This window comes from Pseudomonas sp. NPDC077186, from assembly GCF_044543505.1.
Lineage (GTDB): Bacteria > Pseudomonadota > Gammaproteobacteria > Pseudomonadales > Pseudomonadaceae > Aquipseudomonas.
Genome location: NZ_JBITWE010000007.1, coordinates 172,761 through 195,707, shown reverse-complemented (window position 1 = coordinate 195,707; position 22,947 = coordinate 172,761). Strand labels below are relative to the sequence as shown.

21 protein-coding genes and 1 pseudogene are annotated in these 22,947 nt (G+C 65.8%); 10 read left to right on the top strand and 12 right to left on the bottom strand.

All coding sequences use genetic code 11. The annotated features are described in order from the left end of the window. Window positions 1-255: 255 nt before the first annotated feature. Both ACIGKL_RS22885 and ACIGKL_RS22880 read right to left on the bottom strand, forming a co-directional pair. Entirely contained in the window at window positions 256-522 is a 267-nt protein-coding gene (locus ACIGKL_RS22885) for a hypothetical protein (RefSeq protein WP_397488683.1), read from the bottom strand. Window positions 523-599: 77 nt separating this feature from the next. Further along, the gene (locus ACIGKL_RS22880; protein ID WP_397488682.1) at window positions 600-1,103 is read right to left on the bottom strand and encodes a DUF3916 domain-containing protein; all 504 of its coding nucleotides are present in this window, start codon (window positions 1,101-1,103) and stop codon (window positions 600-602) included. A gap of 139 nt (window positions 1,104-1,242) precedes the next feature. Here ACIGKL_RS22880 and ACIGKL_RS22875 point away from each other — a divergent pair, with 139 nt between their 5' ends. The 7 genes and pseudogenes from ACIGKL_RS22875 (at window position 1,243) to ACIGKL_RS22845 (ending at window position 9,238) form a co-directional block, all read left to right on the top strand. Then, the gene (locus tag ACIGKL_RS22875) at window positions 1,243-2,286 is read left to right on the top strand and encodes an IS110 family transposase (protein WP_397488681.1); all 1,044 of its coding nucleotides are present in this window, start codon (window positions 1,243-1,245) and stop codon (window positions 2,284-2,286) included. A 715-nt stretch (window positions 2,287-3,001) separates the two neighbouring features. Further along, a pseudogene (locus ACIGKL_RS22870) lies at window positions 3,002-3,965 on the top strand (integron integrase). A gap of 251 nt (window positions 3,966-4,216) precedes the next feature. After that, complete coding sequence (locus ACIGKL_RS22865; RefSeq protein ID WP_397488680.1) at window positions 4,217-5,140, top strand: ABC transporter ATP-binding protein; 924 nt, start codon at window positions 4,217-4,219, stop codon at window positions 5,138-5,140. After that, the gene (locus ACIGKL_RS22860; RefSeq protein ID WP_397488679.1) at window positions 5,137-5,868 is read left to right on the top strand and encodes an ABC transporter permease subunit; all 732 of its coding nucleotides are present in this window, start codon (window positions 5,137-5,139) and stop codon (window positions 5,866-5,868) included. Before ACIGKL_RS22865 ends, ACIGKL_RS22860 begins: the two co-directional genes overlap by 4 nt. A gap of 12 nt (window positions 5,869-5,880) precedes the next feature. After that, window positions 5,881-7,713: a GldG family protein gene (locus ACIGKL_RS22855; protein WP_397488678.1), complete on the top strand. Its 1,833-nt coding sequence runs from the start codon at window positions 5,881-5,883 to the stop codon at window positions 7,711-7,713. 90 nt (window positions 7,714-7,803) lie between these two features. Next, a complete protein-coding gene (locus ACIGKL_RS22850; protein WP_397488677.1) occupies window positions 7,804-8,796 on the top strand; it encodes a DUF4340 domain-containing protein in 993 nt (330 codons plus the stop codon). A 232-nt stretch (window positions 8,797-9,028) separates the two neighbouring features. Continuing rightward, a complete protein-coding gene (locus tag ACIGKL_RS22845) occupies window positions 9,029-9,238 on the top strand; it encodes a cold-shock protein (RefSeq protein WP_031303182.1) in 210 nt (69 codons plus the stop codon). A 399-nt stretch (window positions 9,239-9,637) separates the two neighbouring features. On the opposite strand, the gene ACIGKL_RS22840 is transcribed toward ACIGKL_RS22845, so the two are convergent. The 4 genes from ACIGKL_RS22840 to ACIGKL_RS22825 all read right to left on the bottom strand — a co-directional run bounded on the left by ACIGKL_RS22840 (window position 9,638) and on the right by ACIGKL_RS22825 (window position 13,194). Further along, entirely contained in the window at window positions 9,638-10,009 is a 372-nt protein-coding gene (locus ACIGKL_RS22840; RefSeq protein ID WP_397488676.1) for a hypothetical protein, read from the bottom strand. 3 nt (window positions 10,010-10,012) lie between these two features. Next, window positions 10,013-10,825 carry a putative RNA methyltransferase gene (locus tag ACIGKL_RS22835; RefSeq protein ID WP_397488675.1) on the bottom strand — a complete coding sequence of 271 codons (813 nt, stop codon included), beginning with the start codon at window positions 10,823-10,825 and terminating at the stop codon, window positions 10,013-10,015. Next, the gene (dapE, locus tag ACIGKL_RS22830; RefSeq protein WP_397488674.1) at window positions 10,822-11,976 is read right to left on the bottom strand and encodes a succinyl-diaminopimelate desuccinylase; all 1,155 of its coding nucleotides are present in this window, start codon (window positions 11,974-11,976) and stop codon (window positions 10,822-10,824) included. Before dapE ends, ACIGKL_RS22835 begins: the two co-directional genes overlap by 4 nt. 66 nt (window positions 11,977-12,042) lie before the next feature. Then, window positions 12,043-13,194 carry an iron-containing alcohol dehydrogenase gene (locus tag ACIGKL_RS22825; RefSeq protein ID WP_397488673.1) on the bottom strand — a complete coding sequence of 384 codons (1,152 nt, stop codon included), beginning with the start codon at window positions 13,192-13,194 and terminating at the stop codon, window positions 12,043-12,045. Between the two features lie 124 nt (window positions 13,195-13,318). Here ACIGKL_RS22825 and tcdA point away from each other — a divergent pair, with 124 nt between their 5' ends. The 3 genes from tcdA to ACIGKL_RS22810 all read left to right on the top strand — a co-directional run bounded on the left by tcdA (window position 13,319) and on the right by ACIGKL_RS22810 (window position 15,578). Next, the gene (gene tcdA / locus ACIGKL_RS22820) at window positions 13,319-14,128 is read left to right on the top strand and encodes a tRNA cyclic N6-threonylcarbamoyladenosine(37) synthase TcdA (protein ID WP_397488672.1); all 810 of its coding nucleotides are present in this window, start codon (window positions 13,319-13,321) and stop codon (window positions 14,126-14,128) included. Between the two features lie 100 nt (window positions 14,129-14,228). After that, window positions 14,229-15,059, top strand: coding sequence for a substrate-binding periplasmic protein (locus tag ACIGKL_RS22815; RefSeq protein ID WP_397488671.1), 831 nt, complete (start codon window positions 14,229-14,231; stop codon window positions 15,057-15,059). 48 nt (window positions 15,060-15,107) lie between these two features. Continuing rightward, window positions 15,108-15,578, top strand: a complete 471-nt coding sequence (locus ACIGKL_RS22810; RefSeq protein ID WP_397488670.1) for a DUF1456 family protein — start codon at window positions 15,108-15,110, stop codon at window positions 15,576-15,578. A gap of 237 nt (window positions 15,579-15,815) precedes the next feature. Here ACIGKL_RS22810 and ACIGKL_RS22805 read toward each other — a convergent pair whose 3' ends face one another. The 6 genes from ACIGKL_RS22805 to ACIGKL_RS22780 all read right to left on the bottom strand — a co-directional run bounded on the left by ACIGKL_RS22805 (window position 15,816) and on the right by ACIGKL_RS22780 (window position 22,938). Continuing rightward, entirely contained in the window at window positions 15,816-16,220 is a 405-nt protein-coding gene (locus ACIGKL_RS22805; protein WP_397488669.1) for a SufE family protein, read from the bottom strand. Window positions 16,221-16,326: 106 nt separating this feature from the next. Continuing rightward, window positions 16,327-17,532 carry an aminotransferase class V-fold PLP-dependent enzyme gene (locus tag ACIGKL_RS22800; RefSeq protein ID WP_397488668.1) on the bottom strand — a complete coding sequence of 402 codons (1,206 nt, stop codon included), beginning with the start codon at window positions 17,530-17,532 and terminating at the stop codon, window positions 16,327-16,329. A gap of 77 nt (window positions 17,533-17,609) precedes the next feature. Beyond that, on the bottom strand, window positions 17,610-18,644 hold the full coding sequence (gene dapD, locus ACIGKL_RS22795) for a 2,3,4,5-tetrahydropyridine-2,6-dicarboxylate N-succinyltransferase (protein ID WP_397488667.1): 1,035 nt from the start codon (window positions 18,642-18,644) through the stop codon (window positions 17,610-17,612). 37 nt (window positions 18,645-18,681) lie between these two features. Further along, window positions 18,682-19,029, bottom strand: a complete 348-nt coding sequence (locus ACIGKL_RS22790) for an ArsC family reductase (RefSeq protein ID WP_397488666.1) — start codon at window positions 19,027-19,029, stop codon at window positions 18,682-18,684. Continuing rightward, window positions 19,026-20,228 carry a succinyldiaminopimelate transaminase gene (dapC, locus tag ACIGKL_RS22785; protein WP_397488665.1) on the bottom strand — a complete coding sequence of 401 codons (1,203 nt, stop codon included), beginning with the start codon at window positions 20,226-20,228 and terminating at the stop codon, window positions 19,026-19,028. The genes ACIGKL_RS22790 and dapC overlap by 4 nt, the downstream gene beginning before the upstream one ends. Window positions 20,229-20,244: 16 nt before the next feature. Further along, window positions 20,245-22,938, bottom strand: coding sequence for a [protein-PII] uridylyltransferase (locus ACIGKL_RS22780; protein WP_397488664.1), 2,694 nt, complete (start codon window positions 22,936-22,938; stop codon window positions 20,245-20,247). Window positions 22,939-22,947 lie beyond the last annotated feature (9 nt).

Here is a 22,947-nt window from a genome sequence, read left to right as displayed (position 1 = left end):
CCGCGCCTCCCTGCGATTGAATGAACTGGAGGTTATCAGCCTGCGTATTGAGTGGCAGCAGGTTTTTCTACAGCCTCAACGTTTGGTTAAGGGGCCGGCTTTAGCCGGTCCCGCAGTGAGCGAAGCGAACGACTTGAACCAGTAGTTAGGGTTCAGCATTGCACGCTAAACCGCTTTTAGCTCGTCTGTCTCTTCTCTGCGTGCATCGCCTGGGAAGAGGGTTTCAATGACTTTGTTGGTGCGCATGAATATGACTTACCAGATAAATGGTGCAGTGTCAGTTGGAAGCAATGCCTCTAATTTTTCTTGCAGCTCATTTCTGAGCTTAATTATGTCACTGCTTGACGCAGAGTTATTCACTGTAATGGTTAAACCTAGCTCGTTGAAGTAGCCAGCAAAGTGACTTTCAAAGTTAAGCACGAAAGGTCTAGCCGAAATGGCTTTGGCTTCAGAGCATGCAACCTCTTCCAGAGATATGTGGCCCACTTGCCTTTGCTTCTGTTTGGACTGGCGCTTGCTCATATGTGAGCCCTAACGTTTGGTTAAGGGGCGGGCTTTAGCCCGTCCCAGTGAGCGAAGCGAACGGTTTGAACCAGTTGTTAGGCCTGTTGACCAAGGCACCACCATTGAACAGTTGTTTCGTCATCCGGTTGTGTAACGTCGTGGCCATGTTCGATAAAGCTTTGTGGTAGCAGCAACCCTAGTTTTTCAGATATACGCTCTGGTGCGAGTGAATTCTGTTCCCCAAGAAAACCTTCGTAGTAATCCTGGCTGTAGAAAATAGTTACTTCGCTCTGGTGTAACCAAGGCCATGTAAGCAAGCAGGCTACCCGATAATAGCCTTTTGGATTGTCAGGAGCTGCGTCAGCTAAATATTTCGCTGCCCTCAAAAGTTGCATAACGCAAAATGCTTGGATTTCAATGGTTGTTTGGTTGCCTTCCACAAGTGCCGAATGGACTGGAATTTTCCAATTGAAATACTTTTCTTTTTGTGTCGATTGAGGGCGTGAGAATCCTTCAAAGCGTGATGCCCATTTCTCCAGAGACCGGAGGCGACGAGGTATACCTCTTAATTTTTTATTGCTGACAGCGATCTGTCTCATAAAGGCCTAACGTTTGGTTAAGGGGCGGGCTTTAGCCCGTCCCAGTGAGCGGAGCGAGCGATTTGAATGCTGTAATGGACTCCCCCGCGCCACCGTTCTATACCCAGAACCGTGGTGACTGAGAGTTGGGAGAGCCGATATGAAACGAATTGCAGTTGATCTGGCCAAGTCCGTTTTCCAGGTTGCCGAAAGTGTCCGTGCCGGGCAGGTGGCTCAGCGCAGGCGGCTGAATCGTGAGGCGTTCGTTCGGTATATACAGCAGCAAACGGAACCGGTCGAGTGGCTGATGGAGGCTTGCGGCACCGCTCATTACTGGGGACGGGTAATGCAGGCGCGAGAGCATCGGGTGCGACTGATCCATGCCCGCTATGTGCGCGCCTATCGTCTGCGCAACAAGACCGATCGCAGCGATTGCGATGCCATCCTCGAGGCCGGGCGGCGTGCCGATATCCATGCGGTACCGGTCAAGAGCCAGGAACAGCAGCTACTACAACAACTGCACGGCTTGCGCGAAACCTGGAAGAAGAGCCGCACCCAGCGCATCAATCTGCTGCGCGGTATCTTGCGCGAGGCGGGTATCGAGGCACCGCCCAAGCCCCGCGAATTCATTCGTGAAGCCCATCGCCTGATCGAGTGCGAAGCGCTGGCGCCGTTGCAGCCGGAGCTACATCTGATCCTGGCCGAGATCAATCTCTACACGCAGTGCATGGCCGAGAGCGAGGCGCGCATCGAGCGCTGGCACGCCCAGGACGACATCGTGCGCAGACTCGATGAGGTCAGCGGTATCGGTGTGCTGACGGCCAGCGCCATGAAAAATGCCGTCGGCCAGCCCGAGCGTTTCGCCAATGGTCGTCAGCTCAGTGCCTGGCTGGGCATGACCCCACGGGAGCACAGCAGCGGTCATCGTCGGCGGCTGGGCAAGATCAGCGGGCAGGGCAATACCTACGTGCGTACATTGCTGGTCCACTGCGCTCGGTCGGCATTGCTGGCGGCCAAGCGCTGTCGCAAGCGAACCCCGGAGCGCCTGACCAAGCTGCAGCTCTGGGCGGTGCAGACGGCCGACCGGATCGGCCACAACAAGGCGACGGTGGCCTTGGCGAACAAGCTGGTGAGGATCTGCTGGGCGGTGTGGTGCCACGAACGGCGTTTCAGCGGTGATTGGCAAAGTGCAAGGCCCGCCTGACGGCGGGGGTAATCAGGAAGGTGGTTTTCTGGTGGTTGTGGTGAGAAGCGAGACTGTCGAAACAGGCGAGTCCTGCAGCGGAACAAGGCCGATAACAATGCTGATCCATGTGATCGCTTGAACGCTTGGCCCCCACTGCGCGAACTACAGAATGGTCAGGGCGATAGAGCCCAGAACAGGCCGGATATACGAGTGCAACCGCGCTGACGACAGGCTAGAAAAGCTATTCCTCACCGCTTGTGGGGAGAGTCCATATACCATTTGTTAGGCGAAGTGCTCACCTATGTATGGATTGAGTAGTTCTGCTACGTAGGTTAAAGACAGTACAATACACAGAATAATCGTAATAAATACCAGCGTAAGAAATTTGCTTCCACCAAAACGTACATGCCACCACCATCGAAAATTAAGTAATCCAATAAGAATAAATGGCACCGTAGCTAGTGTAATTGCCACCCCGATTGCTGTTTTGGGCTCCGTAACTAGAAACGAAGAAAGGGTTAGCAATACAACCATAATTGCTTTGTGGCGACGATCACTCTTCGGGTTGTGCAGCGGGATCGGTTTCATATGTTGCCTAACTATTAATTAGGCGACACGGCTGTCGCGTTTGCCCACGACAGCTGTCGCATAACCTTCCTTGTCGTCTTGTAAGTCCTTGTCTAGCTTGAAGGTGGTCGCGGCAAACGCGACAGCACTCAGGGAGAAACGCGACATGGATGACGGCAAGCCCAAGCTGCTGGATCAACTGCGCCAGCAGATTCGAGTCAGAAACTATTCCATCCGTACCGAAACTGTCTATGCCGAGTGGGCAAAACGCTATATCCGCTTCCATCGCTATCGGCATCCGGCGGAGATGGGCGCGGTGGAGATCGAGGCTTTTCTGACGCATCTGGCGGTCAAGCGCGATGTGTCCGCTTCGACGCAGAACCAGGCCCTGGCCGCTCTGCTGTTTCTACAAGGAGGTGCTCAAGCTGGATTTGCCCTGGTTGCAGGGCATAGTGCGGGCGAAGAAGCCCAAGCATCTGCCGGTGGTGTTGACCCGCGCCGAGGTGGAGGCCTTGCTGGCGCAGCTGCAGGGGGTGAGCTGGATTGTCGCCAACCTGCTCTATGGCTCGGGCTTGCGTCTGCTCGAGGCGCTGCGGCTGCGGATCAAGGATGTGGATTTCGCCCGGCGGGAGATTCTGGTGCGCGATGGCAAGGGCCAGAAGGACCGGGTGACCATGCTGCCCATGCGTATCGCCGAGCCGCTGCGGCTGCATCTCGACAAAGTGCGCGGCTTGCATTGCAGCGATCTCGCCGAGGGTTTTGGCGAGGCCAACTTGCCCTTCGCCCTGGCGCGCAAGTATCCCAATGCGGCCAAGGAGTGGGGCTGGCAGTTCGTCTTTCCGTCCATTAACCGCTCGCGGGACCCGCGCGGCCAGGGGATCTTCCGTCATCACCTGCACGAGAAGACCATCCAGCGTGCGGTGCGTGAGGCGGCGCGGCGTGCCGGTTCGATCAAGCATGCCACGCCGCATTCGCTGCGCCATTCCTTCGCCACCCACCTGCTGGAGGCGGGCCAGGACATCCGCACGGTGCAGGAGCTGCTCGGCCACGCCGACGTGAAGACCACCATGATCTACACCCATGTGCTCAATCGCGGTGGTTTGGCGGTGGTCAGTCCGCTGGATCGCTGAGGGTGCTCTGAAGACGGCGGTAGTCCAGGTGTTGTGCAGCCTCTGGCTTCCCGCCTTCGCGGGAATGACGACCGTTATTAGAGAATTCCCAAGTGCGTCCTCGGCCGGCGGTAACCTCCGGTAAATTTCCGCGGGCGCCACTCGGTTGCAATCGGCGCGTCCGACTTCTTATAGTTCCGCCGGCATTTTTTTAAGGCCTGGCTCGTGCCCACGAGCGGCGCGCCAGGCTTTGACCGCACTGGTGAGAGGCCATGATCGAAATAAGAAACCTGACCAAGCGTTTTGCGCAGCACACGGCTGTCGACGATCTGTCGTTCAGCGTCCAGCCGGGGGAGGTGCTGGGCTTTCTCGGCCCCAACGGCGCCGGCAAGTCCACCACCATGAAGATGCTCACCGGTTTTCTCGCGCCGAGCTCCGGCACGGCGAGCATCCTCGGCTGCGATATCCAGACCCAGACCCTCAAGGCCCAGCGGCAGATCGGTTATCTGCCGGAAGGCGCACCCTGCTACGGCGATATGACGGTGCGCGGCTTTCTCGACTTTATCGCCGAGGTGCGCGGCTTTCGCGGCGCCGAGAAGCGCCAGCGGGTCGAGCGCGCCGTGGCGCAGGTGGAGCTGGACAAGGTGCTTGCGCAGAGCATCGAGACGCTGTCCAAGGGCTTCAAGCGCCGCGTCGGCCTGGCCCAGGCGATCCTCCACGATCCGCGGGTGCTGATTCTCGACGAGCCCACCGACGGCCTCGATCCCAACCAGAAGCATCAGGTGCGCCAGCTGATCCAGGGTCTGGCGCGCGACAAGATCGTGATCATTTCCACCCACATCCTCGAAGAGGTCACGGCGCTGTGCACCCGCGCGGTGGTGATCGCCCAGGGCCGTCTGCTGGCCGACGGCACGCCGCTGGAGCTGGAGAGCCGCTCGCGCTACCACCAGGCGGTGACCCTGGTGGCCGCCGAGCCGCTGGATCTGCACGCCCTGGCCGCGCTGCCGGGGGTGGCCGGGATCGAGGAGAACCACCTGGAGCACAGCTTCAGCGTGCTGGCCAAGCCGGGCGAGGTGATCTTCCCGCAGGTCAACGCGCTGATCGGCCAGCGTGGCTGGAACATCAAGGAACTCAACGTGGAACGCGGCCGGCTCGACGAAGTGTTCCGCAGCCTGACCCGGGGAGAGCAGCCATGACCCAGTTGCCGGTGATCTTCAAGCGCGAGCTGGCGAGCTACTTCGCCACGCCGCTGGCCTATGTGTTTATCGTGATCTTCCTGGTGCTGTCCGGGGTGTTCACCTTCTACCTGGGCGGTTTCTTCGAGGGCGGCCAGGCGAATCTTTCCGCCTTCTTCAACTTCCACCCCTGGCTCTACCTGTTCCTGGTGCCGGCGATCGCCATGCGCCTGTGGGCGGAGGAGCGCAAGTCCGGCTCCATCGAGCTGCTGATGACCCTGCCGATCACCCGCTTCGAGGCGGTCACCGGCAAGTTCCTCGCCGCCTGGGTGTTCGCCGGCATCGCGCTGCTGCTGACCTTCCCGATGATCGTCACGGTCAATTACCTGGGCGAGCCGGACAACGGCGCCATCGTCACCGGCTATATCGGCAGCTGGCTGCTGGCCGGCGCCTATCTCGCCATCGGCTCGTGCATGTCGGCGCTGAGCAAGAACCAGGTGATCGCCTTCATCCTCGCGGTCAGCGCCTGCTTCCTGTTTATCGTCAGCGGCTTTCCCATGGTGCTCGACGCCTTCGCCTGGGCGCCGCAGTGGTTGGTGGACGCCATCGCCTCGCTGAGCTTCCTGGTGCGCTTCGACGCCATCAGCAAGGGCGTGATCGATCTGCGCGACCTGCTGTATTTCCTCTCGCTGATCGCCGCCTGGCTGACCGCCACCGCCGTGGTCATCGATCTGAAGAAAGCCGACTGAAGGAATGCGCCCATGAAAAAGCTGATCTATTCCGGCGCCGGGCTGCTGCTGATCGCGGCGGCCTTTCTCGCCTTCAACCTGCTGGCCGGCCTCGGCCTGGGCGGCGCCCGTCTGGACCTGACCGAGCAGAAGCTCTACACCATTTCCGCTGGCACCAAGCAGATCCTCGGCGAGCTGGACGAGCCGATCAACCTGTACTTCTTCTACTCGGACAAGGTGGCCAAGGATCTGCCGGCGCTGCGCACCTACGCCCAGCGCGTGGAGGAGATGCTCAAGGCCTATCAGCGCCAGGCCGGCGGCAAGATCCGTCTGCATATCATCGACCCCGAGCCGTTCTCCGAGGACGAGGACAAGGCCGCCGAGTTCGGTCTGCAGGGCATCCCGCTGCAGCAGGGCGGCGATTCGATCTACTTCGGCCTGGCCGGCACCAATGCGCTGGACGACACCCAGGTGATCCCGTTCTTCGCCCTGGATCAGGAGGAGCATCTCGAATACGAGCTGAGCCGCCTGGTGCAGAGCCTGGCCAAGCCGCAGCTGCCGGTGGTCGGGGTGCTCTCCGGGCTGCCCCTGACCGGTGGCTTCGACATGATGGCGCGGCAGCCGACGCCGCCATGGATGGTGCTGGAGCAGGTGCGCCAGCTGTTTTCCATCGAGCAGCTCAAGGCCGACGTCGACCTGATTCCCGACAGCGTCTCGGTGCTGTGGCTGGTGCACCCGAAGCATTTGCCCGAGCAGACCCTGTACGCCATCGACCAGTTCGTCCTGCGCGGCGGCAAGCTGATGGTGTTCGTCGACCCCTATGCCGAGGCCGACAGCGGCGACATGCCGGGCGAGATGGCGGTGGACAAGGCCTCCAACCTGGCGCCGCTGTTCCAGGCCTGGGGCCTGCGCCTGGTGCCGGACAAGGTACTCGGCGACGGCTCCTATGCCATGTCGGTGAGCATGGGCCAGGGCCAGCGTGCGGTGCGTCATGCCGCCTGGCTGAGCCTGCCGCGCCAGGCGCTGGACCAGGAGGACATCGCCACCGCCGGGCTGGAGAGCATCACCGTCGCCACCGCTGGCATTCTCGAACCGCTGGAAGGCGCCAAGACCCGCTTCACCCCGCTGCTGCAGAGCTCCGAGTACGCCATGCCCTTCGACGCTCAGCGTTTCGCCATGCTGAGCAACCCGGAGGAACTGATCCGCGAACTGGAGCCCACCGGCGAGCGCTACGCCATCGCCGCACGCATCGACGGCCCGGCGCAGAGTGCCTTCCCCGACGGCATCGAAGGGCAAAAGGGCGGCCTCAAGCAGGCGGACAATATCAACGTGATCGCCGTGGCCGACACCGACATCTTGAGCGACCGCCTGTGGGTGCAGGTGCAGGACTTCTTCGGCCAGCGCATTCCGCAGCCCTGGGCCGACAACGGCAGCTTCGCGATCAATGCGCTGGACAACCTGGCCGGCTCCGAGGCGCTGATCAGCGTGCGTTCGCGCGGCCGCTTCAGTCGTCCCTTCGTGGTGGTGGAAGAGTTGCAGCGCGCCGCCGAGCAGCGCTTCCGCGAGAAGGAGCAGGCGCTGCAGGCACGCCTGGCCGAGACCGAGCAGCAACTGGCGGCGCTGCAACAGAACGACGACCCCAGCCAGGCGCTGGAGCTGACCCCGGAGCAGCAGGGCGCGGTGCAGCGTTTCGTCCAGGAGAAGCTGGCGATCCGCAAGGAGCTGCGCGACGTGCGCTACCAGCTCAACGCCGATATCGAGGCGCTGGGCCGCACCCTCAAGGTGATCAATATCGCCCTGGTGCCGGCACTGCTGACCCTCGGCGTGCTGGCGCTGTGGCTGTGGCGGCGCCGCCGCCGGGCCTGATGAGCATTGTCTGTGGGAGGGGCTTTAGCCGCGACAACCGCCGCTAAAGCGCCTCCGACGAATCGGGTCGTTTTCAACAGTGAGGAGATCATGGGACGTAAAGGTCTGATCGCATTGATCGTCATCCTGCTGCTGTGCCTGCTGGGTTACCTGGCGCTGCAGCAGCGCCAGCAGCAGGGCACTGCACAGCTCGAACGCAGGCCCTGGCTGGCCGCCGAGCAGGGCTATCTGGGTAGCCTGCAGGCGCTGGAAATCCAGCCGCCCGGTCAGCCGGCGGTGCGTATCGAGCGCCGCGGCGAGGCCTGGGTGGTGCCGGCCAAGGCCGATTACCCGGCCGCGCGCGAGCCCCTGGCCGAGCTGCTGCGGGCGCTACGCGAGGCGCGCAGCGTCGAGGCCAAGACCGCCAACGCGCAGTGGCACGCGCGCCTGGGCCTGGCGGAAAGCGGCGAGGAGGGCGAGCAGGCGCTGCGTCTGCGGCTGCAGTTCGATGGCCATCCCGAGTTGAGCCTGCGTCTGGGCAACCCGTCGCAGCAGGGCAACGGGCAACTGGTGCGCCGCGCCGGCGAGGATCAGGTGTGGCTGATCGACCAGCAACTCGACCTGCCCAGCCGCGAGCTGGACTGGCTGGACCGCCGCGTCGCGGACATTCCCTTCGCCAGCGTCAAACGCCTGGAGCTGCGCTACGCCGATGGCGAGACGCTGACCCTGAGCAAGGCCGACGCCGAGCAGTACAACTTCACTGTGGAGCAGCTGGGCAAGGGCCAGCAGCTCAGTTTCGAGGGCGCGGCCAACGGCATGGTCACGCTGTTCGCCAACCTGCGTTTCGCCGATGCCGCGCCGCTGGCGCAGATCGCTTTCAAGCAGGCGCCGCTGCTCAGGTTGAGCCTGAGCGGCTTCGACGGCCAGAGCCTCGAGGGCGCGCTGTACCAGCAGGGCGAGCAGCACTGGCTGGTGCTCGGCGAACGCCGGGGATTCGAGGGCGGCGAGGTGACCGCGCGCAGCGATTGGGCCTATCGTCTGGACGCCGAGCAGGTGCAGAGGCTGGCGAAGAAGTTGCGCGATTTGCTGGCGAAAAACGGATAAAAACCGGCTGTAACCCCGATGTTGTCTGGTTTGCGCTCGGTTCTAAAAAAGTGCTTTTCAGTCACATTTCATGCTTTATACTCGGCCCAGCGGTTGCAGCAAGAACGCCCTTCGCTTGACCTGCTCCATGCTCCAATTGCCGGGGTTGGCGAACGATGAACAGAACGTTTTTACCGAGCCGTCACAGCGCCTATTCGGGACAATAAAAATTTGCGAGTTGGAGAAGTGGGTAATGGCAGATCGTGAGACCGGAACCGTCAAATGGTTCAATGATTCCAAGGGCTACGGGTTCATTCAGCGCGAAAGCGGCCCGGACGTCTTCGTTCACTACCGCGCCATCCGTGGCGAAGGTCACCGCACCCTGATCGAGGGGCAGAAGGTCGAGTTCGGCGTGACCCAGGGCCAGAAAGGCCTGCAGGCGGAAGACGTTTCCGCGGTCTGAACTCCAGCCCGAAGCACCACAAGGCCCGTCAATGACGGGCCTTGTCGTTTCTGGCGTACGTGGGATCACCGAGGTGTGGATCGGTAGCCTGGAGGTAATCCGGGAAATGCGCTGGTCTGGATTGCATCCGGGTTACGAGTTGTCGTCTTGCACGCATAGCTCCCCTCTCCCACTTGTGGGAGAGGGGCTGGGGGAGAGGGTATTGCTGTCAGGCGTAGGGTGGATGTCGCTTTTTACATCCACCAAACGGGGGGCGGGCTACGCAATGGCTGTCGCCGCGGTGCGCACGGCGCACCCTACGTGCTGTTGAGCTACGGAGAGCTGCTTTTGCTCCCCTCTCCCACTTGTGGGAGAGGGGCTGGGGGAGAGGGTCATCAGATAGCCGCTAAGCGGCCGCTTTTATTCGGTGCGCCAGACGATCTCGGTTTCGCCGTCGGCATCCACCTTGATCCAGCGGTCGGCTTCTTCGTCGCTCTCGTCCTCGACCCAGCTGCCCGGTGCACAGCGCACCTGCACGCCGAGCGCGGCATGGGCGGCGCGGGCGCAGGCCAGGTCGTCGGCCCAGGGCGTGGCATCGCTTTCCAGGTACAGGCTGTGCCACTTGCCCACGGCCTTCGGCAGCCAGGTCACCGGCACATCGCCGGCCTTGCACTTGAAGGTCTGGCCCTTCTGCTGCCAGTCGCTGCAGGGGCCGAGGGCCTCGCCCAGCCACTGGGCCACGGCGTCGCGCTCGGCGTCTTTCAGGTAGATCTCGATATCCGGTTGGCGCATGGCTTAATCCTGGGTTTTGACGATCCAATCGTAGCGGATGGCAACGGTAACTTCGAAGGGCGTGGCGATCACCGCTTCGCGGCGTTCGGCGCTGGCGCGCCAGCCGTGCGGGGTCATGGCCAGCAGGTCGGCGCGGGCCTGGGCATCGCTCAGGTGCAGCGGGAATTCGAGGGTTTCGCTATGGGCCAGCTGCATGCCGGGCGGAATCAGCGCCAGGTGCTTCTCGTCGTCGTAGTCGCGCACCTCGTCGTACAGCTTCTGCCGCAGCTCCAGCAGATGCGCGCGGGTCGGGCCCATGCGCAGCAGGCCGCCGCCGGGGGCGAGCAGCCGGCTGGCCTCGCTCCAGTCGAGCGGGCTGAACACGCTGGCCAGCAGCTCGCAGCTGGCGTCTGCGAGCGGCACGCGGGCCATGCTCGCCACCAGCCAGTTCAGCTGCGGGGCGCGTTTGCAGGCGCGTTTGACCGCCTCGCGGGAGATATCCAGGGCATAGCCGTCGGCATGGGGCAGGGCGCGGGCGATCTGCTCGGTGTAGTAACCCTCGCCGCAACCGATATCCAGCCAGCGCGCCGGCTTGTACTCGGCGGCCAATGCCGCCAGGCGCGCGGCCAGCGGCGCGTAGTGGCCGCCGTCGAGAAAGCGCCGGCGCGCCTCGACCATGGCGGCGTTGTCGCCGGGGTCGCGGCTGTTCTTGTGCTGCACCGGCAGCAGGTTGTAGTAACCCTGGCGGGCGCGGTCGAAGCTATGCCGGTTGGCGCAGGCCAGGCCGCTGTCACTGGGCTCCAGCGGCGTTTGGCAAATCGGGCAGATCAGGCTCATGCGAGGAGGTTGACCATCGTCTGATAGTAAACCTCGGTGAGCAGATCGAGGTCGCTGGCCAGCACGCGCTCGTTGATCTGGTGGATGGTGGCATTGACCGGGCCCAGCTCGACCACCTGGGTACCCAGGGTGGCGATAAAGCGCCCGTCGGAGGTGCCGCCGCTGGTGGATGGTGTGGTCTCGCGGCCGGTGACGTTCTTGATGCTGGCGGCCACGGCGTCGAGCAGCTCGCCCGGCTGGGTGAGGAAGGGCAGGCCGGACAGCGCCCACTCCAGGTGGTAGTCCAGGCCGTGCTTGTCGAGGATGGCGGCGACGCGCTGCTGCAGGCCCTCGACGGTGGATTCGGTGGAGAAGCGGAAGTTGAACACCGCCTTCAGTTCGCCGGGGATGACGTTGGTGGCACCGGTGCCGGCATTGAGGTTGGACACCTGGAAGCTGGTCGGCGGGAAATAGTCGTTGCCATGGTCCCAGTGCTCGGCGGCCAGTTCGGCCAGGGCCGGGGCAGCCAGGTGAATCGGGTTCTTCGCCAGGTGCGGGTAGGCCACATGGCCCTGCTTGCCGTACACGGTGAGGGTGCAGCCGAGCGAGCCGCGGCGGCCGTTCTTGACCACGTCGCCGAGCAGGCTGGTGCTCGACGGCTCGCCGACGATGCACCAGTCCAGGCGCTCGTTGCGTTCGCGCAGGCGCTCGACCACGGCCTTGGTGCCGTGTTGGGCCGGGCCTTCCTCGTCGCTGGTGATCAGGAAGGCGATGGCGCCCTTGTGGTTCGGGTGGTCGGCGGTGAAGCGCTCGACGGCGACGATCATGCTCGCCAGGCTGCCCTTCATGTCCGCCGCGCCGCGGCCGCAGAGCATGCCGTCTTCATCGACGCGCACGTCGAACGGCTGGTACTGCCAGGCGTCCAGCGGGCCGGTGGGCACCACGTCGGTATGCCCGGCGAAGCACAGCACCGGGCCCTGGGCGCCATCGCGACCACCGCGCTTGGCCCAGAAATTCTCCACCTCTTCGATGCGCATGTGCTCGACCTCGAAGCCGCAGGCGGCCAGGCGACGCATCATCAGCTCCTGGCAACCTTCGTCGACCGGGGTCACGGACGGGCGGCGGATCAGGTCGCAGGCGAGCTCCAGGGTGGGGGAGAGGGTGGCGGTCATCGTGGCTCCGGTACGGCGGCTGGCGTAAAGGTCGGCCATCTTAAAGCAAAAGTGGTTACCGATCAGTCATAAGGCGCGCAGCAGGATGCGTTCGCACGCGGCCGGGTCGAGCTCGTCGCCTTCGCCGAGGGCGCCCGGGCCGCGGCGTTGCAACTGCGCCAGCAGCTCCGGGACTGCCTCGGCGTCCAGGCCGTGCTCGCTCAGCCGGGTGGCCAGGCCGAGGTCGCGAAAGAACGCCGCGGTGGCGGCGATGGCGGCGTCGCTACGCTGCGCCGCGTCGCCGGCGGGCAGCTGCCAGACCCGTTCGGCGTATTGCTGCAGCCTGGCGCCGTGCGCCTCGCGGCATTCGGCGAGCAGCGCCGGCAGCACCACGGCCAGGCTCTGCGCGGGGGCGAGGTGGTACAGCGCGCTCAGCTCCCGGGCGATCCGCCGCGCGCCGCACGCCGGCACCAGGCCGTAGCCGCCGGGGCCGTCGAGCGCCTGCAGCGCGCACCACAGCAGGTTGGCGCGCACGGCCGGGTCCTCGGGATCGGTCATCAACTTGCGGCCTTCTTCGATCAGGGTCAGTAGCAGGGCTTCGTCGTAGCGCGCCTGCAGCGGTGCGTCGGCCGCGACGCCGAGGTAGCGCTCGCAGGTGCGGGCGAACGCCTCGATCACCGCGTGCGCCAGTTGCTGGCGCGGCGCGTCGAGGTGCAGGCCGGGGTCGACGATGGCGAAGCGCGGGTGCAGCAGCGGGCTGGCGAAGGGCAGCTTCTGCTGGCGTTCGGCATGGCTGACCAGGCCCTCGGCGTGGCTCAGGGCGCTGCCGATCGGCAGGGTCGGCAGGCAGCCCAGCGGCAGCGCCGCGCGGATCGGCGCGCCGCACAGCAGTTGCAGCGGATCGCCGGGGTGGCACAGGGCGGCGGCGAGGAACTTGCCGGCATCGATCGGCGCGTCGCCGCCGATGGCCAGGACGAAGTCGCAGCCGTCGTGGCGGGCCTGGGCCACGGCGCGCAGCAGGGTGTCGTACTGCGGGTTGGGCTCGATCCCGGCGAAGCGGCTGAGCGGGCGCCCGTGCAGGCTGCGCTCCACCTCGGCCCAGACGCCGTTGCGCAGGATGTCGGCGCCGGCGTGCAGGGCCAGCACGCGGCTGCCGGGCGGGATTTCCTCGGCCAGGCGGGCGATCTGGCCGCGGCCGAAGTGCAGCCGGGTCGGGTTGTAGACGCTGAAGTTGCGCATGGGCGAAGCCTCGCTGCTGCGCTCACTATAGCGCCGGCTGCGCCGCTCGCCGGGCGAGCCGCCCGGCGGGCTTGGGCGCAGGCATGGCCGTGCCTATAATGCGCGCCTTGCTGCAGGGGGTGAGATGAACACAGACGAACAACGTTTCGGCGGCGTAGCCCGGCTCTATGGCCGCGACGGTTACGCGCGGCTGGCTGCGGCGCATGTGGCGGTGGTCGGCATCGGCGGCGTCGGTTCCTGGGCGGCCGAGGCGCTGGCGCGCTCGGGCGTCGGCGAGATCTCGCTGTTCGACCTGGACGACGTCTGCATCACCAACACCAACCGCCAGGTGCATGCCGTCGAGGGCGCGGTGGGCAAGGCCAAGGTCGAGGAGATGGCCGCGCGCATTCGCGCCATCAACCCGGCCTGCGTGGTGCACGCGGTGGCCGATTTCGTCACCCGCGAGACCATGGCCGAATACATCACCGAGCAGCTCGACGGGGTGATCGACTGCATCGACAGCGTGCCGGCCAAGGCCGCGCTGATCGCCTGGTGCAAGCGGCGCAAGATCCAGATCGTCACCACCGGCGGCGCCGGCGGCCAGGTCGACCCGACGCAGATCCAGCTCGCCGACCTCAACAAGACCTTCAACGACCCGCTGGCGGCCAAGGTGCGCAGCACCCTGCGCCGCGACTACGGTTTCTCGCGCACACCGGGGCGTACCTACAGCGTGCCCTGCGTGTTCTCCACCGAGCAGCTGCGCTATCCCAAGCCGGACGGCACGGTGTGCCAGGCCAAGGGCTTCGTCGGCGAAGGGGTCAAGCTGGACTGCGCCGGCGGCTTCGGCGCGGTGATGATGGTCACCGCCAGCTTCGGCATGGCCGCCGCCGCCAAGCTGGTGGACAAGCTGGTGGCCGGCGCCCGGCGCCCGGCGGAACGTGGCCGCGGCGACTGACGGTGGCCTGTGCGGTGACCTGCTTGGCTAAGCTGAGACAAAAAGGAGTGGCAGAACTCGGGCAGGGACGCTTCGCTGTGTTTGCGCGTTGAGGTGATCCGTGTCGTACCTGTTTTCCCGTCTGCGCGGCGGCTCCTTCGCCGCCAGCCTCTGCGTGGCGCTGCTGCTGGGCGGCGTGCTGCCGGTGGCGGCCGAGCCGACGCTGCGCATCGGCACCGGCGACTGGGCGCCCTATGTCGACCAGCGCCGCGCCGATGGCGGCGCCATGGCGCGACTGATCAGCGCGCTGTTCGCCGAGGCCGGCTACGCGGTCGAGTACGTCTTCTACCCCTGGGATCGCAACGTGCTGATGCTGCAGCAGGGTCAGCTGGACGCCATCATGCCCTACAGCTGCAGCCCCAGTCGCCTCAACTATGGGGTCTGTAGCGACCCGGTGGTGCGCGGCGAGGTGGTGCTGTTCCATCGCCGCGAGCTGGCGTTCGACTGGCGTCGCATCGAGGACCTCGAGCGCTACCGCATCGGCACCACCCTCGGTTATTCCTACGGCTCGCGCTTCGACCAGGCGCAGCAGGACGGCCTGCTGCAGGTGCAGCAGAGCGGCAAGGAGGACACCAGCTTCCGCCTGCTGGAACTGGGGCGCATCGACCTGCATCCGCAGGACCGCGCGGTCGGCTACGCCATGCTGCGTCGCCTGTTCCCCGGCGCCGAGGGGCGCGCCATCACCCATCATCCGCGCCGCCTGAACAGCGAACCGCTGCGCCTGCTGTTTCGCAAGGACGATGCCGAGGGCGAGCGGCTGCTGCGCCTGTTCAACGCCGGCCTGCGCCATTTCGCCGAACGCGGCGACCTGGCGCGCCTGCAGCAGGCGCTGAATTCCGGCGACGCCGATGCCTGGCTGCCGACCAGCCGGGCGCAGGCACTGCGCGACTGACGGCGGATGCGCCTATAATCGCCGCCCGCTTCCGTTGAGACCGCCGCAATGACCAATAACGACGTACTGCGCAGCCTGCGCTACCTGCTGGCCATTGGCGACGCCAAGCTGGTGGAGATCTGCCAACTGGCGGACTACCCGGTGAGCCTGGAGCAGATCTCCGCCTGCCTGCTCAAGGACGACGAGGTCGGCTACCAGCCCTGCAACGACGCCTTGCTGGCCCATGTGCTGGAAGGCCTAGTGTTCTACAAGCGCGGCAAGGACGAGAGCCGCGAGCCGCTGCCGGTGGCGAGGCGGCTGAGCAACAACATCGTGCTGAAGAAGCTGCGCGTGGCCTTCGAACTTAAGGACGACGACATGCACGCCATCCTCCAGGCCGCCGACCTGCCGATGACCAAGGCCGAACTCGGCGCCCTGTTCCGCAAGCCCGGGCACAAGCACTACCGCGAGTGCGGCGACCAGATCCTGCGCAATTTCCTCCGCGGGCTGACGCTGCGCGAGCGCGGCAAGGACGACTAGCGGCGTAGCGATGTCGGGGGGAGTGCGATCTTCCCCGGCAACGCGCGTTTCGTAGGGTGGGTTAGGCGCCTGTTACGTCTGTCGATCGACTCCCATTGCCTGGTGCGGCGTAACCCACCATCGGTGCAACGCCATCCATCGCCTGGTGGGTTACGCGGCGCGCGACGATGGCGGTGGCCGAACGTTCGAAGGTTTGGCGCCGCTAACCCACCCTACGCTGATTCGGCATGTCGGGATCTAACCAGCCAGCTCGCGCATACGCTGCAGCACCGCATTGAGCCCGTTGCTGCGCGAGGGCGAGAGCTGGCGGGCCAGGCCGAGCTGGTCGAACCAGGCGGCCAGGTCGAGCGCCGCCAGTTCCTCGCCGCGCAGGCCATCGACCCGGGCCAGCAGCACGGCGAGCAGGCCGCGCAGCAGGCGGGCGTCGCTGCCGGCACGAAAGTGCCAGGCGCCCTCGTGTGTTTCCGCCACCAGCCAGACCAGGCTTTCGCAGCCGTGCACGCGATTGGCCTCGCAGCGTTCGGCCTCGCTCAGCGGCGCCAGGCGCTCGCCCCACTGCATCAGCAGGCGCGCGCGCTGCTCCCAACCGGGGCAGGCGGCGAAGGCCTCCAGGGCGTGCTGGGCTGCAGTCGGCAAGTTCATGGCTGCAATGATCCCGTAGGAGCGGCTTTAGCCGCGAATTTCGCTAGCGCCGCGGTTTTGCGCCTGACATCGGCCGCGGTTCGACCGCTGCAACCCAGGGGCTTGGTCATCGCAGCAGCTCCAGGGCCCGATCCAGGGCATCGAAGAAACGCTCCAGGTCGGCGCCGTCGTTGTACAGGCCGAGCGAGACGCGGATCGCGCCGGACAGCCCCAGGCCTTTCATCAGCGGCATGGCGCAGTGGTGCCCGGCGCGCACGGCGATGCCCTGTTCGCTCAGCAGGTGGGCCAGGTCGGCGTTGTGCACGCCGTCGACGCAGAAGCTGGCCAGCGCCAGTTGCGGCGCGCCGAGCAGGCGCGCGCCGTCGCGCAGTCCGAGGCCGGCCAGCAGCTTGGCGTGCAGCGCCGCCTCGTGGCCGGCCACCGCGGCCTGGTCGAGGCCGGCCAGCCAGTCCAGCGCCGCGCCCAGGGCGATCACGCCCGACACCGGCGGGGTGCCGGCCTCGAAGCCCAGCGGCGCCGGGCGGAAACGCGCGTCCTGGTAGTCGGCGTCGAGCACCATCTCGCCGCCGAACTGCCAGTGGTGCAGCTGCGCCAGCGCCTCGCCGCGGCCGTAGAGCAGGCCGACGCCGTCCGGGCCGTAGAGCTTGTGCGCCGAGCAGACGTAGAAGTCGCAGCCCAGCGCCTGCATGTCGTGGCGGCCATGCACAGCGCCCTGGGCGCCATCGACCACCGTGACGGCGCCCTGGCTGCGCGCCAGGGCCAGCAGTTCGCGCAGCGGCTGCCAGCGCCCGAGCACGTTGGACAGCTGCGACACCGCCAGCAGGCGGGTGCGCGGGCCGATCAGCTCGGCGGCGCGGGCCAGGTCGATGCTGCCCGCGGCATCCAGCGGCAATACCACCAGCTTGAGCCCGCGGCGCAGCGCCAGCTGCTGCCAGGGCAGCAGGTTGGCGTGGTGCTCCAGGGCGCTGACGACGATTTCGTCGCCGGGCTGCAGCAGAGGTTCCAGGCCGTAGGCCAGCAGGTTGAGCGCCTCGGTGCTGCCGCGGGTAAAGACAATCTCCTCGCGGCTGGCCGCGTTCAGCCAGGCCGCGGCCTTGTCCCGCGTCGCCTCGAAGGCGCGGGTGGCGCGCTCGCCCGGCAGGTGCTGGGCGCGGTGCACGTTGGCGGCGCCGCCGGCCAGGTAGCCGAGCAGGGCGTCCAGCACCGCCTGCGGCTTCTGCGCGGTGGCGGCGCTGTCCAGGTAGGTCTGGCCCTCGGCTGCGAGGGCGAGGATACCGGGGAAAGCGGCGCGCCAGGGGGAAGTCAGTGACATAGGAGCCTATCCGTAGGGTGCGCCGTGCGCACCGGGTCGCACATGGACTGCTGGTGCGCGCGGCGCACCCTACTGGATCAGTTGTGGGCGTGCAGGGCTTCGTTCAACTCGATGGCCGACTTGTGGGTCTTGCACTCCACCGCGCCGGTCTGCGAGTTGCGGCGGAACAGCAGGTCCGGCTGGCCGGCCAGTTCGCGCGCCTTGACCAGCTTGACCAGCTCGCCCTTGTCGTCGAGCAGCGCGACCTTGGTGCCGGCGGTGACGTACAGGCCCGACTCCACGGTGTTGCGGTCGCCCAGCGGGATGCCGATGCCGGCGTTGGCGCCGATCAGGCAGCCTTCGCCCACCGAGATGACGATATTGCCGCCGCCGGACAGGGTGCCCATGGTCGAGCAGCCGCCGCCCAGGTCCGAGCCCTTGCCGACGAACACCCCGGCGGAGACGCGGCCTTCGATCATGCCCGGGCCCGCGGTGCCGGCGTTGAAGTTGACGAAGCCTTCATGCATCACCGTGGTGCCTTCGCCGATATAGGCGCCCAGGCGGATACGCGCGCTGTCGGCGATGCGCACGCCGGCTGGCACCACGTAGTCGGTCATCTTGGGGAACTTGTCCACCGAGAACACCTCCAGCAGCTCGCCCTTCAGGCGCGCTTCCAGTTGACGCTCGGCCAGCTCGGCCAGATCCACCGCACCCTGGCTGGTCCAGGCGACGTTGGGCAGCAGCGGGAAGATGCCGGCCAGGTTCAGGCCGTGCGGCTTGACCAGGCGGTGCGACAGCAGGTGCAGCTTGAGGTAGGCCTCGGGGGTGCTGGTCAGCGCCGCGTCTTCCTGGATAAAGGTGGCCACCAGCGGGTTGTGGCTCTCGGCCAGGCGGGTGAGCAGGGCGGCCTGGGCGGCATCGACGCCTTTCAGCGCATCGGCCAGTTCGCCGGCCTGGGCGCTGCTGAAGGCGATGGCCTGGTTGCCGCCCTGGTAACCGAGAATGGCGGCGGCCTTGTCGCTCAGCTCCACGGCCGGATTGAGCAGGGGCAGGGCGTAGAAGACTTCCAGCCAGTTGCCCTGGCGGTTCTGGGTGCCGACGCCGAAGGCGATGCTGAAGAGGTTGGTGCTCATAGGATGGTTTCCTTGCAACGAAATCGAGGGTGAAGAATCAGGCCAATGCGGCTTGGTAGTTGTCCGGTTTGAAGCCGACCAGGGTGCGCTCGCCGAGATCGAGCACCGGGCGCTTGATCATCGAGGGCTGGGCCAGCATCAGCTCGATGGCCTTGCTCTGGTCAAGATCGGCCTTTTGCTCGTCGGCGAGCTTGCGGAAGGTGGTGCCGGCGCGGTTGAGAATGGTCTCCCAACCGTGCTCGTCGCACCACTTCAGCAGGCTGGCGCGGTCGATGCCGGCGCTCTTGTAGTCGTGAAAGTCGTAGGCGATGCCGCGCTCGTCGAGCCAGGTGCGCGCCTTTTTCATGGTGTCGCAGGCCTTGATGCCATAGAGGGTGTTGCTCATGCGTTGGGTCCTTCGATAAAGCGGCGGATGCGCTGGGCGGCTTCGATGCACTCGGCCAGCGGCGCGACCAGGGCCATGCGTACGCGCCCGGCGCCGGGGTTGACGCCGTCCACCTCGCGCGACAGGTAGGAACCCGGCACCACGGTGACATGTTCGGCGGCGAACAGCGCGCGGGTGAACTCGGCGTCGTCGCCCGGGGTGCGGGCCCAGAGGTAGAAGCCGCCGTCCGGGCGCTGCACGTCCATCACCGGCTCAAGGATATCCAGCACGGCGTCGAACTTCTCGCGGTACAGCTCGCGGTTGGCGCGCACGTGGTCCTCGTCGTTCCAGGCGGCCACGCTGGCCAGCTGGGTCTGCACCGGCATGGCGCAGCCGTGGTAGGTACGGTACAGCAGGAATGCTTTCAGAATGTCGGCGTCGCCGGCGACAAAGCCCGAGCGCAGCCCCGGCAGGTTGGAGCGCTTGGACAGGCTGTGGAACACCACGCAGCGCGCAAAATCGCTGCGGCCCAGTTCGGCGCAGGCGGAAAGCAGGCCGGCCGGCGGGTTGGCCTCGTCGAAGTACAGCTCGCTGTAGCACTCGTCGGCGGCGATGACGAAATCGTGCTGGTCGGCCAGGGCGATCAGCTTCTTCAGCGTCTCAACCGGGATCAGCGCACCGGTGGGGTTGCCCGGCGAGCAGAGGAAGAGGATCTGGCAGCGCTGCCAGACCTCGCTCGGCACTGCATCGAAGTCCGGGTTGAAGCCATGGGCTTCCAGGCACGGCAGGTAGTGCGGCGCGGCGCCGGCGAGAAACGCCGCACCTTCGTAGATCTGGTAGAAGGGGTTGGGGCTGACCACCAGGCCGTTCCGGCTGCGGTCGACCACCGCCTGGGTGAAGGCGAACAAGGCCTCGCGGGTGCCATTGACCGGCAGCACGTGGCGCGCCGCATCCAGCCAGCCGGCCGGTACGCCGAAGCGCCGTTCGCACCAGCTGGCGATGCTCTGGCGCAATTCCGGCAGACCCAGGGTGCTGGGGTAGACCGCCAGCTTGTCGAGGCTCGCGCTCAGCGCCTGGGCGACGAAGACCGGCGACTCGTGCTTGGGCTCGCCGATGGACAGGGCGATGGCGCGCTTGTCCGCGGCCGGCTGCACGCCGCCGAGCAGGGCGCGCAGTTTCTCGAAGGGGTAGGGCTGGAGCTGGTCGAGGGCTGGGTTCATCGGGGCTTCCGGAAAATCAGATGGAAAATTGCGTGGGCTGGACGCTGGGCTCGGACAGGCGGCGGACGATGGTTTCCTGCAGGCGTGCGCAGAGCTCGGGGTCGGACAGCGGCTGGTTATTGGCGTCGGTGACGAAGAACACGTCCTCGACCCGTTCGCCGAGGGTGGCGATCTTGGCGTTCTGCAGCGACAGGTCGAACTCGAGGAAGATCCGCCCGATGCGCGCCAGCAGGCCGGGGCGATCCGGTGCGGTCAGCTCGAGCACGGTGACCGGGCGCTGCGCGTCGTTGTGGATGGTCACCTGCGGGGCGAAGGCGAAGTGCTTGAGCTGGCGCGGCACCCGGCGTTGGATGATGGTCGGGTAGTCGTCCGGGTTCTTCAGCGCCTCGATCAGGCCCTGGCGGATCTGCTGGATGCGCGCGGGGTTGTCGCCGATCGAGCCGCCATCGGCGTCGAGCACCACGTAGGTGTCGAGGGTGAACTGGCTGGTCGAGGTGATGATCCGCGCGTCGTGGATGTTCAGGTTGAGCTGGCTCATCGCCGCCACGGTCACGGCGAAGAAGTCATGCTGATCCGGCGCGTAGATGAAGATCTGCGTGCCGCCCTCGAACTCGCGCTGGGTGGTTTCCTTGATCAGCACCAGCGGGCCGGCGTTGGCCGGGTGCTGGAGGATCGCCTCGGTGTGCCAGGCCACGTCGCTGGCGGTGTGGCGCAGGAAATAGTCGTCGCCGAGCTGGCTCCACAGCTGCTCGGCGTCGTCCGGGTCGGTACCGCCGCGCACCAAGGTGTCCAGCGCCGCGCTCTGCGTCTGGCGAATCTGTTCCTCGCGGTCCACCGGGTTCTCCAGGCCGCGGCGCAGGGCGCGCTTGGTCTCGGTGTAGAGCTGGCGCAGCAGGCTGGCGCGCCAGGAGTTCCACAGGCTGGGGTTGGTGGCGTTGATATCGGCCACGGTCAGCACGTAGAGATAATCCAGGTGGGTCTGGTCGCCGACGAACTGGGCGAAGTCGTGGATCACCTGCGGGTCGGAGAGGTCCTTGCGCTGCGCGGTGGTGGACATCACCAGGTGGTGCTGCACCAGCCAGACGATCAGCGCGCTGTCCCAGGCCGGCAGATTGTGGCGGCGGGCGAAGGCCTCGGCGTCCACCGCGCCGAGCTCGGAGTGGTCGCCGCCGCGGCCCTTGCCGATGTCGTGGTAGAGCCCGGCGAGGTAGATCAGCTCGGGCTTGGCCAGCTTGTCGATCAGCTTGCTGGCCAGCGGGAACTTCTCCGCCAGCTCCGGCCAGCGGAACTTGCGCAGGTGCTTGATCAGGTTGAGGGTGTGTGCGTCGACCGTATAGATGTGGAACAGGTCGTGCTGCATCTGCCCGACTATGTGGCCGAACTCCGGCAGGTAGCGGCCGAGGATGCCGTAGCGGTTCATCCGCCGCAGGTTGCGGTGGATGCCTTCGCGGCACTTGAACAGCTCGATGAACAGGCTGGTGTTGCGGATGTCCTTGCGGAACTCGTCGTCGATCAGGTGGCGGCTGTCGCGCAGCAGGCGGATGCTGTCGGCGCGCACGCCCTTGATCTCCGGGTGCTGGGCCATCAGCACGAAGACTTCGAGGATGGCGAAGGGGGTGCGCTTGAACACGTTGGGGTGGGTCACCTCGATATAGCCGTCGCGCACCTGGAAGCGGCTGTTCAGCGGCGTAGCCGAACCGCTTTCGCCGGCGCGCAGGATGACTTCCTCGAAGTGCTGGTTGATCAGATCCGACAGCTCGGAGATGCCCATCACCACCCGGTAGTACTTCTGCATGAAGTGCTCGATGCTGCGCTTGCCGTCGCCGTCCTGGTAGCCGAACAGCGCGGCGATCTTCGCCTGGTAGTCGAACAGCAGGCGGTCTTCGGCGCGCCCGGCGAGCATGTGCAGGGCGTAGCGCACCTTCCACAGGAACTCCTGGCTGGAGGAGAGCAGGGCGTATTCGCTTTCCAGCAGAAAGCCCTGGCCGACCATGGCGTGCAGATTCAGCGTGTCGAACTGCCGGCGCGCCACCCAGAGCACGGTCTGGATGTCGCGCAGGCCGCCCGGCGAGCCCTTGACGTTGGGTTCGAGGTTGTACTCGGTGTCGTTGTACTTGGCGTGGCGCGCCCGGCGTTCGTCGCGCTTGGCCAGGAAGAAGTGCTTGCTCGGCCACATCCGCTCGCTGCTGGTCACCGCCTGCATGCGCTGGCGCAGGTGCTCGGGGCCGGCGATGGTGCGGCTTTCCATCAGGTTGGTGATCACCGTCAGATCGGCGCGCGCCTCCTCGGCGCACTCGTCGACCGAGCGTACGCTCTGGCCCACTTCCAGGCCGATGTCCCAGAGCAGGGTGAGAAAGCCCTCGATGGGTTCGCGGAAGATCTCGTGATCGCTGCTGTCGAGCAGGATCAGCAGGTCGATGTCGGAGTAGGGGTGCAGTTCGCCGCGGCCGTAGCCGCCGACGGCCAGCAGGGCGATGTCGGCGTCCTCGCTCCAGGCGAAGCGCTTCCAGGCTTCCTGCAGTATCTGGTCGACGAACCAGGCGCGGTCCTCGACCAGGCGGCGGATATCGCGGCCGCCCTGGAAACGCGCGTCGAGCACCTCGCGGGCATGGCGGATGGCCTTCTTGAATGCGGCGATGGGGCTGGACTTGAGCGCCAGCTCGGCCTGGAACTGACCGCGGTCAAACAGTTCGGGGTCCATCTGCGGCATGCAATTGCC

Bases quoted from the DNA above. Each gene is read 5' to 3' on its own strand.
- ACIGKL_RS22885 (WP_397488683.1), bottom strand. From the start codon at position 522: ATGAGCAAGCGCCAGTCCAAACAGAAGCAAAGGCAAGTGGGCCACATA.
- ACIGKL_RS22880 (WP_397488682.1), bottom strand. From the start codon at position 1,103: ATGAGACAGATCGCTGTCAGCAATAAAAAATTAAGAGGTATACCTCGT.
- ACIGKL_RS22875 (WP_397488681.1), top strand. From the start codon at position 1,243: ATGAAACGAATTGCAGTTGATCTGGCCAAGTCCGTTTTCCAGGTTGCC.
- ACIGKL_RS22865 (WP_397488680.1), top strand. From the start codon at position 4,217: ATGATCGAAATAAGAAACCTGACCAAGCGTTTTGCGCAGCACACGGCT.
- ACIGKL_RS22860 (WP_397488679.1), top strand. From the start codon at position 5,137: ATGACCCAGTTGCCGGTGATCTTCAAGCGCGAGCTGGCGAGCTACTTC.
- ACIGKL_RS22855 (WP_397488678.1), top strand. From the start codon at position 5,881: ATGAAAAAGCTGATCTATTCCGGCGCCGGGCTGCTGCTGATCGCGGCG.
- ACIGKL_RS22850 (WP_397488677.1), top strand. From the start codon at position 7,804: ATGGGACGTAAAGGTCTGATCGCATTGATCGTCATCCTGCTGCTGTGC.
- ACIGKL_RS22845 (WP_031303182.1), top strand. From the start codon at position 9,029: ATGGCAGATCGTGAGACCGGAACCGTCAAATGGTTCAATGATTCCAAG.
- ACIGKL_RS22840 (WP_397488676.1), bottom strand. From the start codon at position 10,009: ATGCGCCAACCGGATATCGAGATCTACCTGAAAGACGCCGAGCGCGAC.
- ACIGKL_RS22835 (WP_397488675.1), bottom strand. From the start codon at position 10,825: ATGAGCCTGATCTGCCCGATTTGCCAAACGCCGCTGGAGCCCAGTGAC.
- dapE (WP_397488674.1), bottom strand. From the start codon at position 11,976: ATGACCGCCACCCTCTCCCCCACCCTGGAGCTCGCCTGCGACCTGATC.
- ACIGKL_RS22825 (WP_397488673.1), bottom strand. From the start codon at position 13,194: ATGCGCAACTTCAGCGTCTACAACCCGACCCGGCTGCACTTCGGCCGC.
- tcdA (WP_397488672.1), top strand. From the start codon at position 13,319: ATGAACACAGACGAACAACGTTTCGGCGGCGTAGCCCGGCTCTATGGC.
- ACIGKL_RS22810 (WP_397488670.1), top strand. From the start codon at position 15,108: ATGACCAATAACGACGTACTGCGCAGCCTGCGCTACCTGCTGGCCATT.
- ACIGKL_RS22805 (WP_397488669.1), bottom strand. From the start codon at position 16,220: ATGAACTTGCCGACTGCAGCCCAGCACGCCCTGGAGGCCTTCGCCGCC.
- ACIGKL_RS22800 (WP_397488668.1), bottom strand. From the start codon at position 17,532: ATGTCACTGACTTCCCCCTGGCGCGCCGCTTTCCCCGGTATCCTCGCC.
- dapD (WP_397488667.1), bottom strand. From the start codon at position 18,644: ATGAGCACCAACCTCTTCAGCATCGCCTTCGGCGTCGGCACCCAGAAC.
- ACIGKL_RS22790 (WP_397488666.1), bottom strand. From the start codon at position 19,029: ATGAGCAACACCCTCTATGGCATCAAGGCCTGCGACACCATGAAAAAG.
- dapC (WP_397488665.1), bottom strand. From the start codon at position 20,228: ATGAACCCAGCCCTCGACCAGCTCCAGCCCTACCCCTTCGAGAAACTG.
- ACIGKL_RS22780 (WP_397488664.1), bottom strand. From the start codon at position 22,938: ATGCCGCAGATGGACCCCGAACTGTTTGACCGCGGTCAGTTCCAGGCC.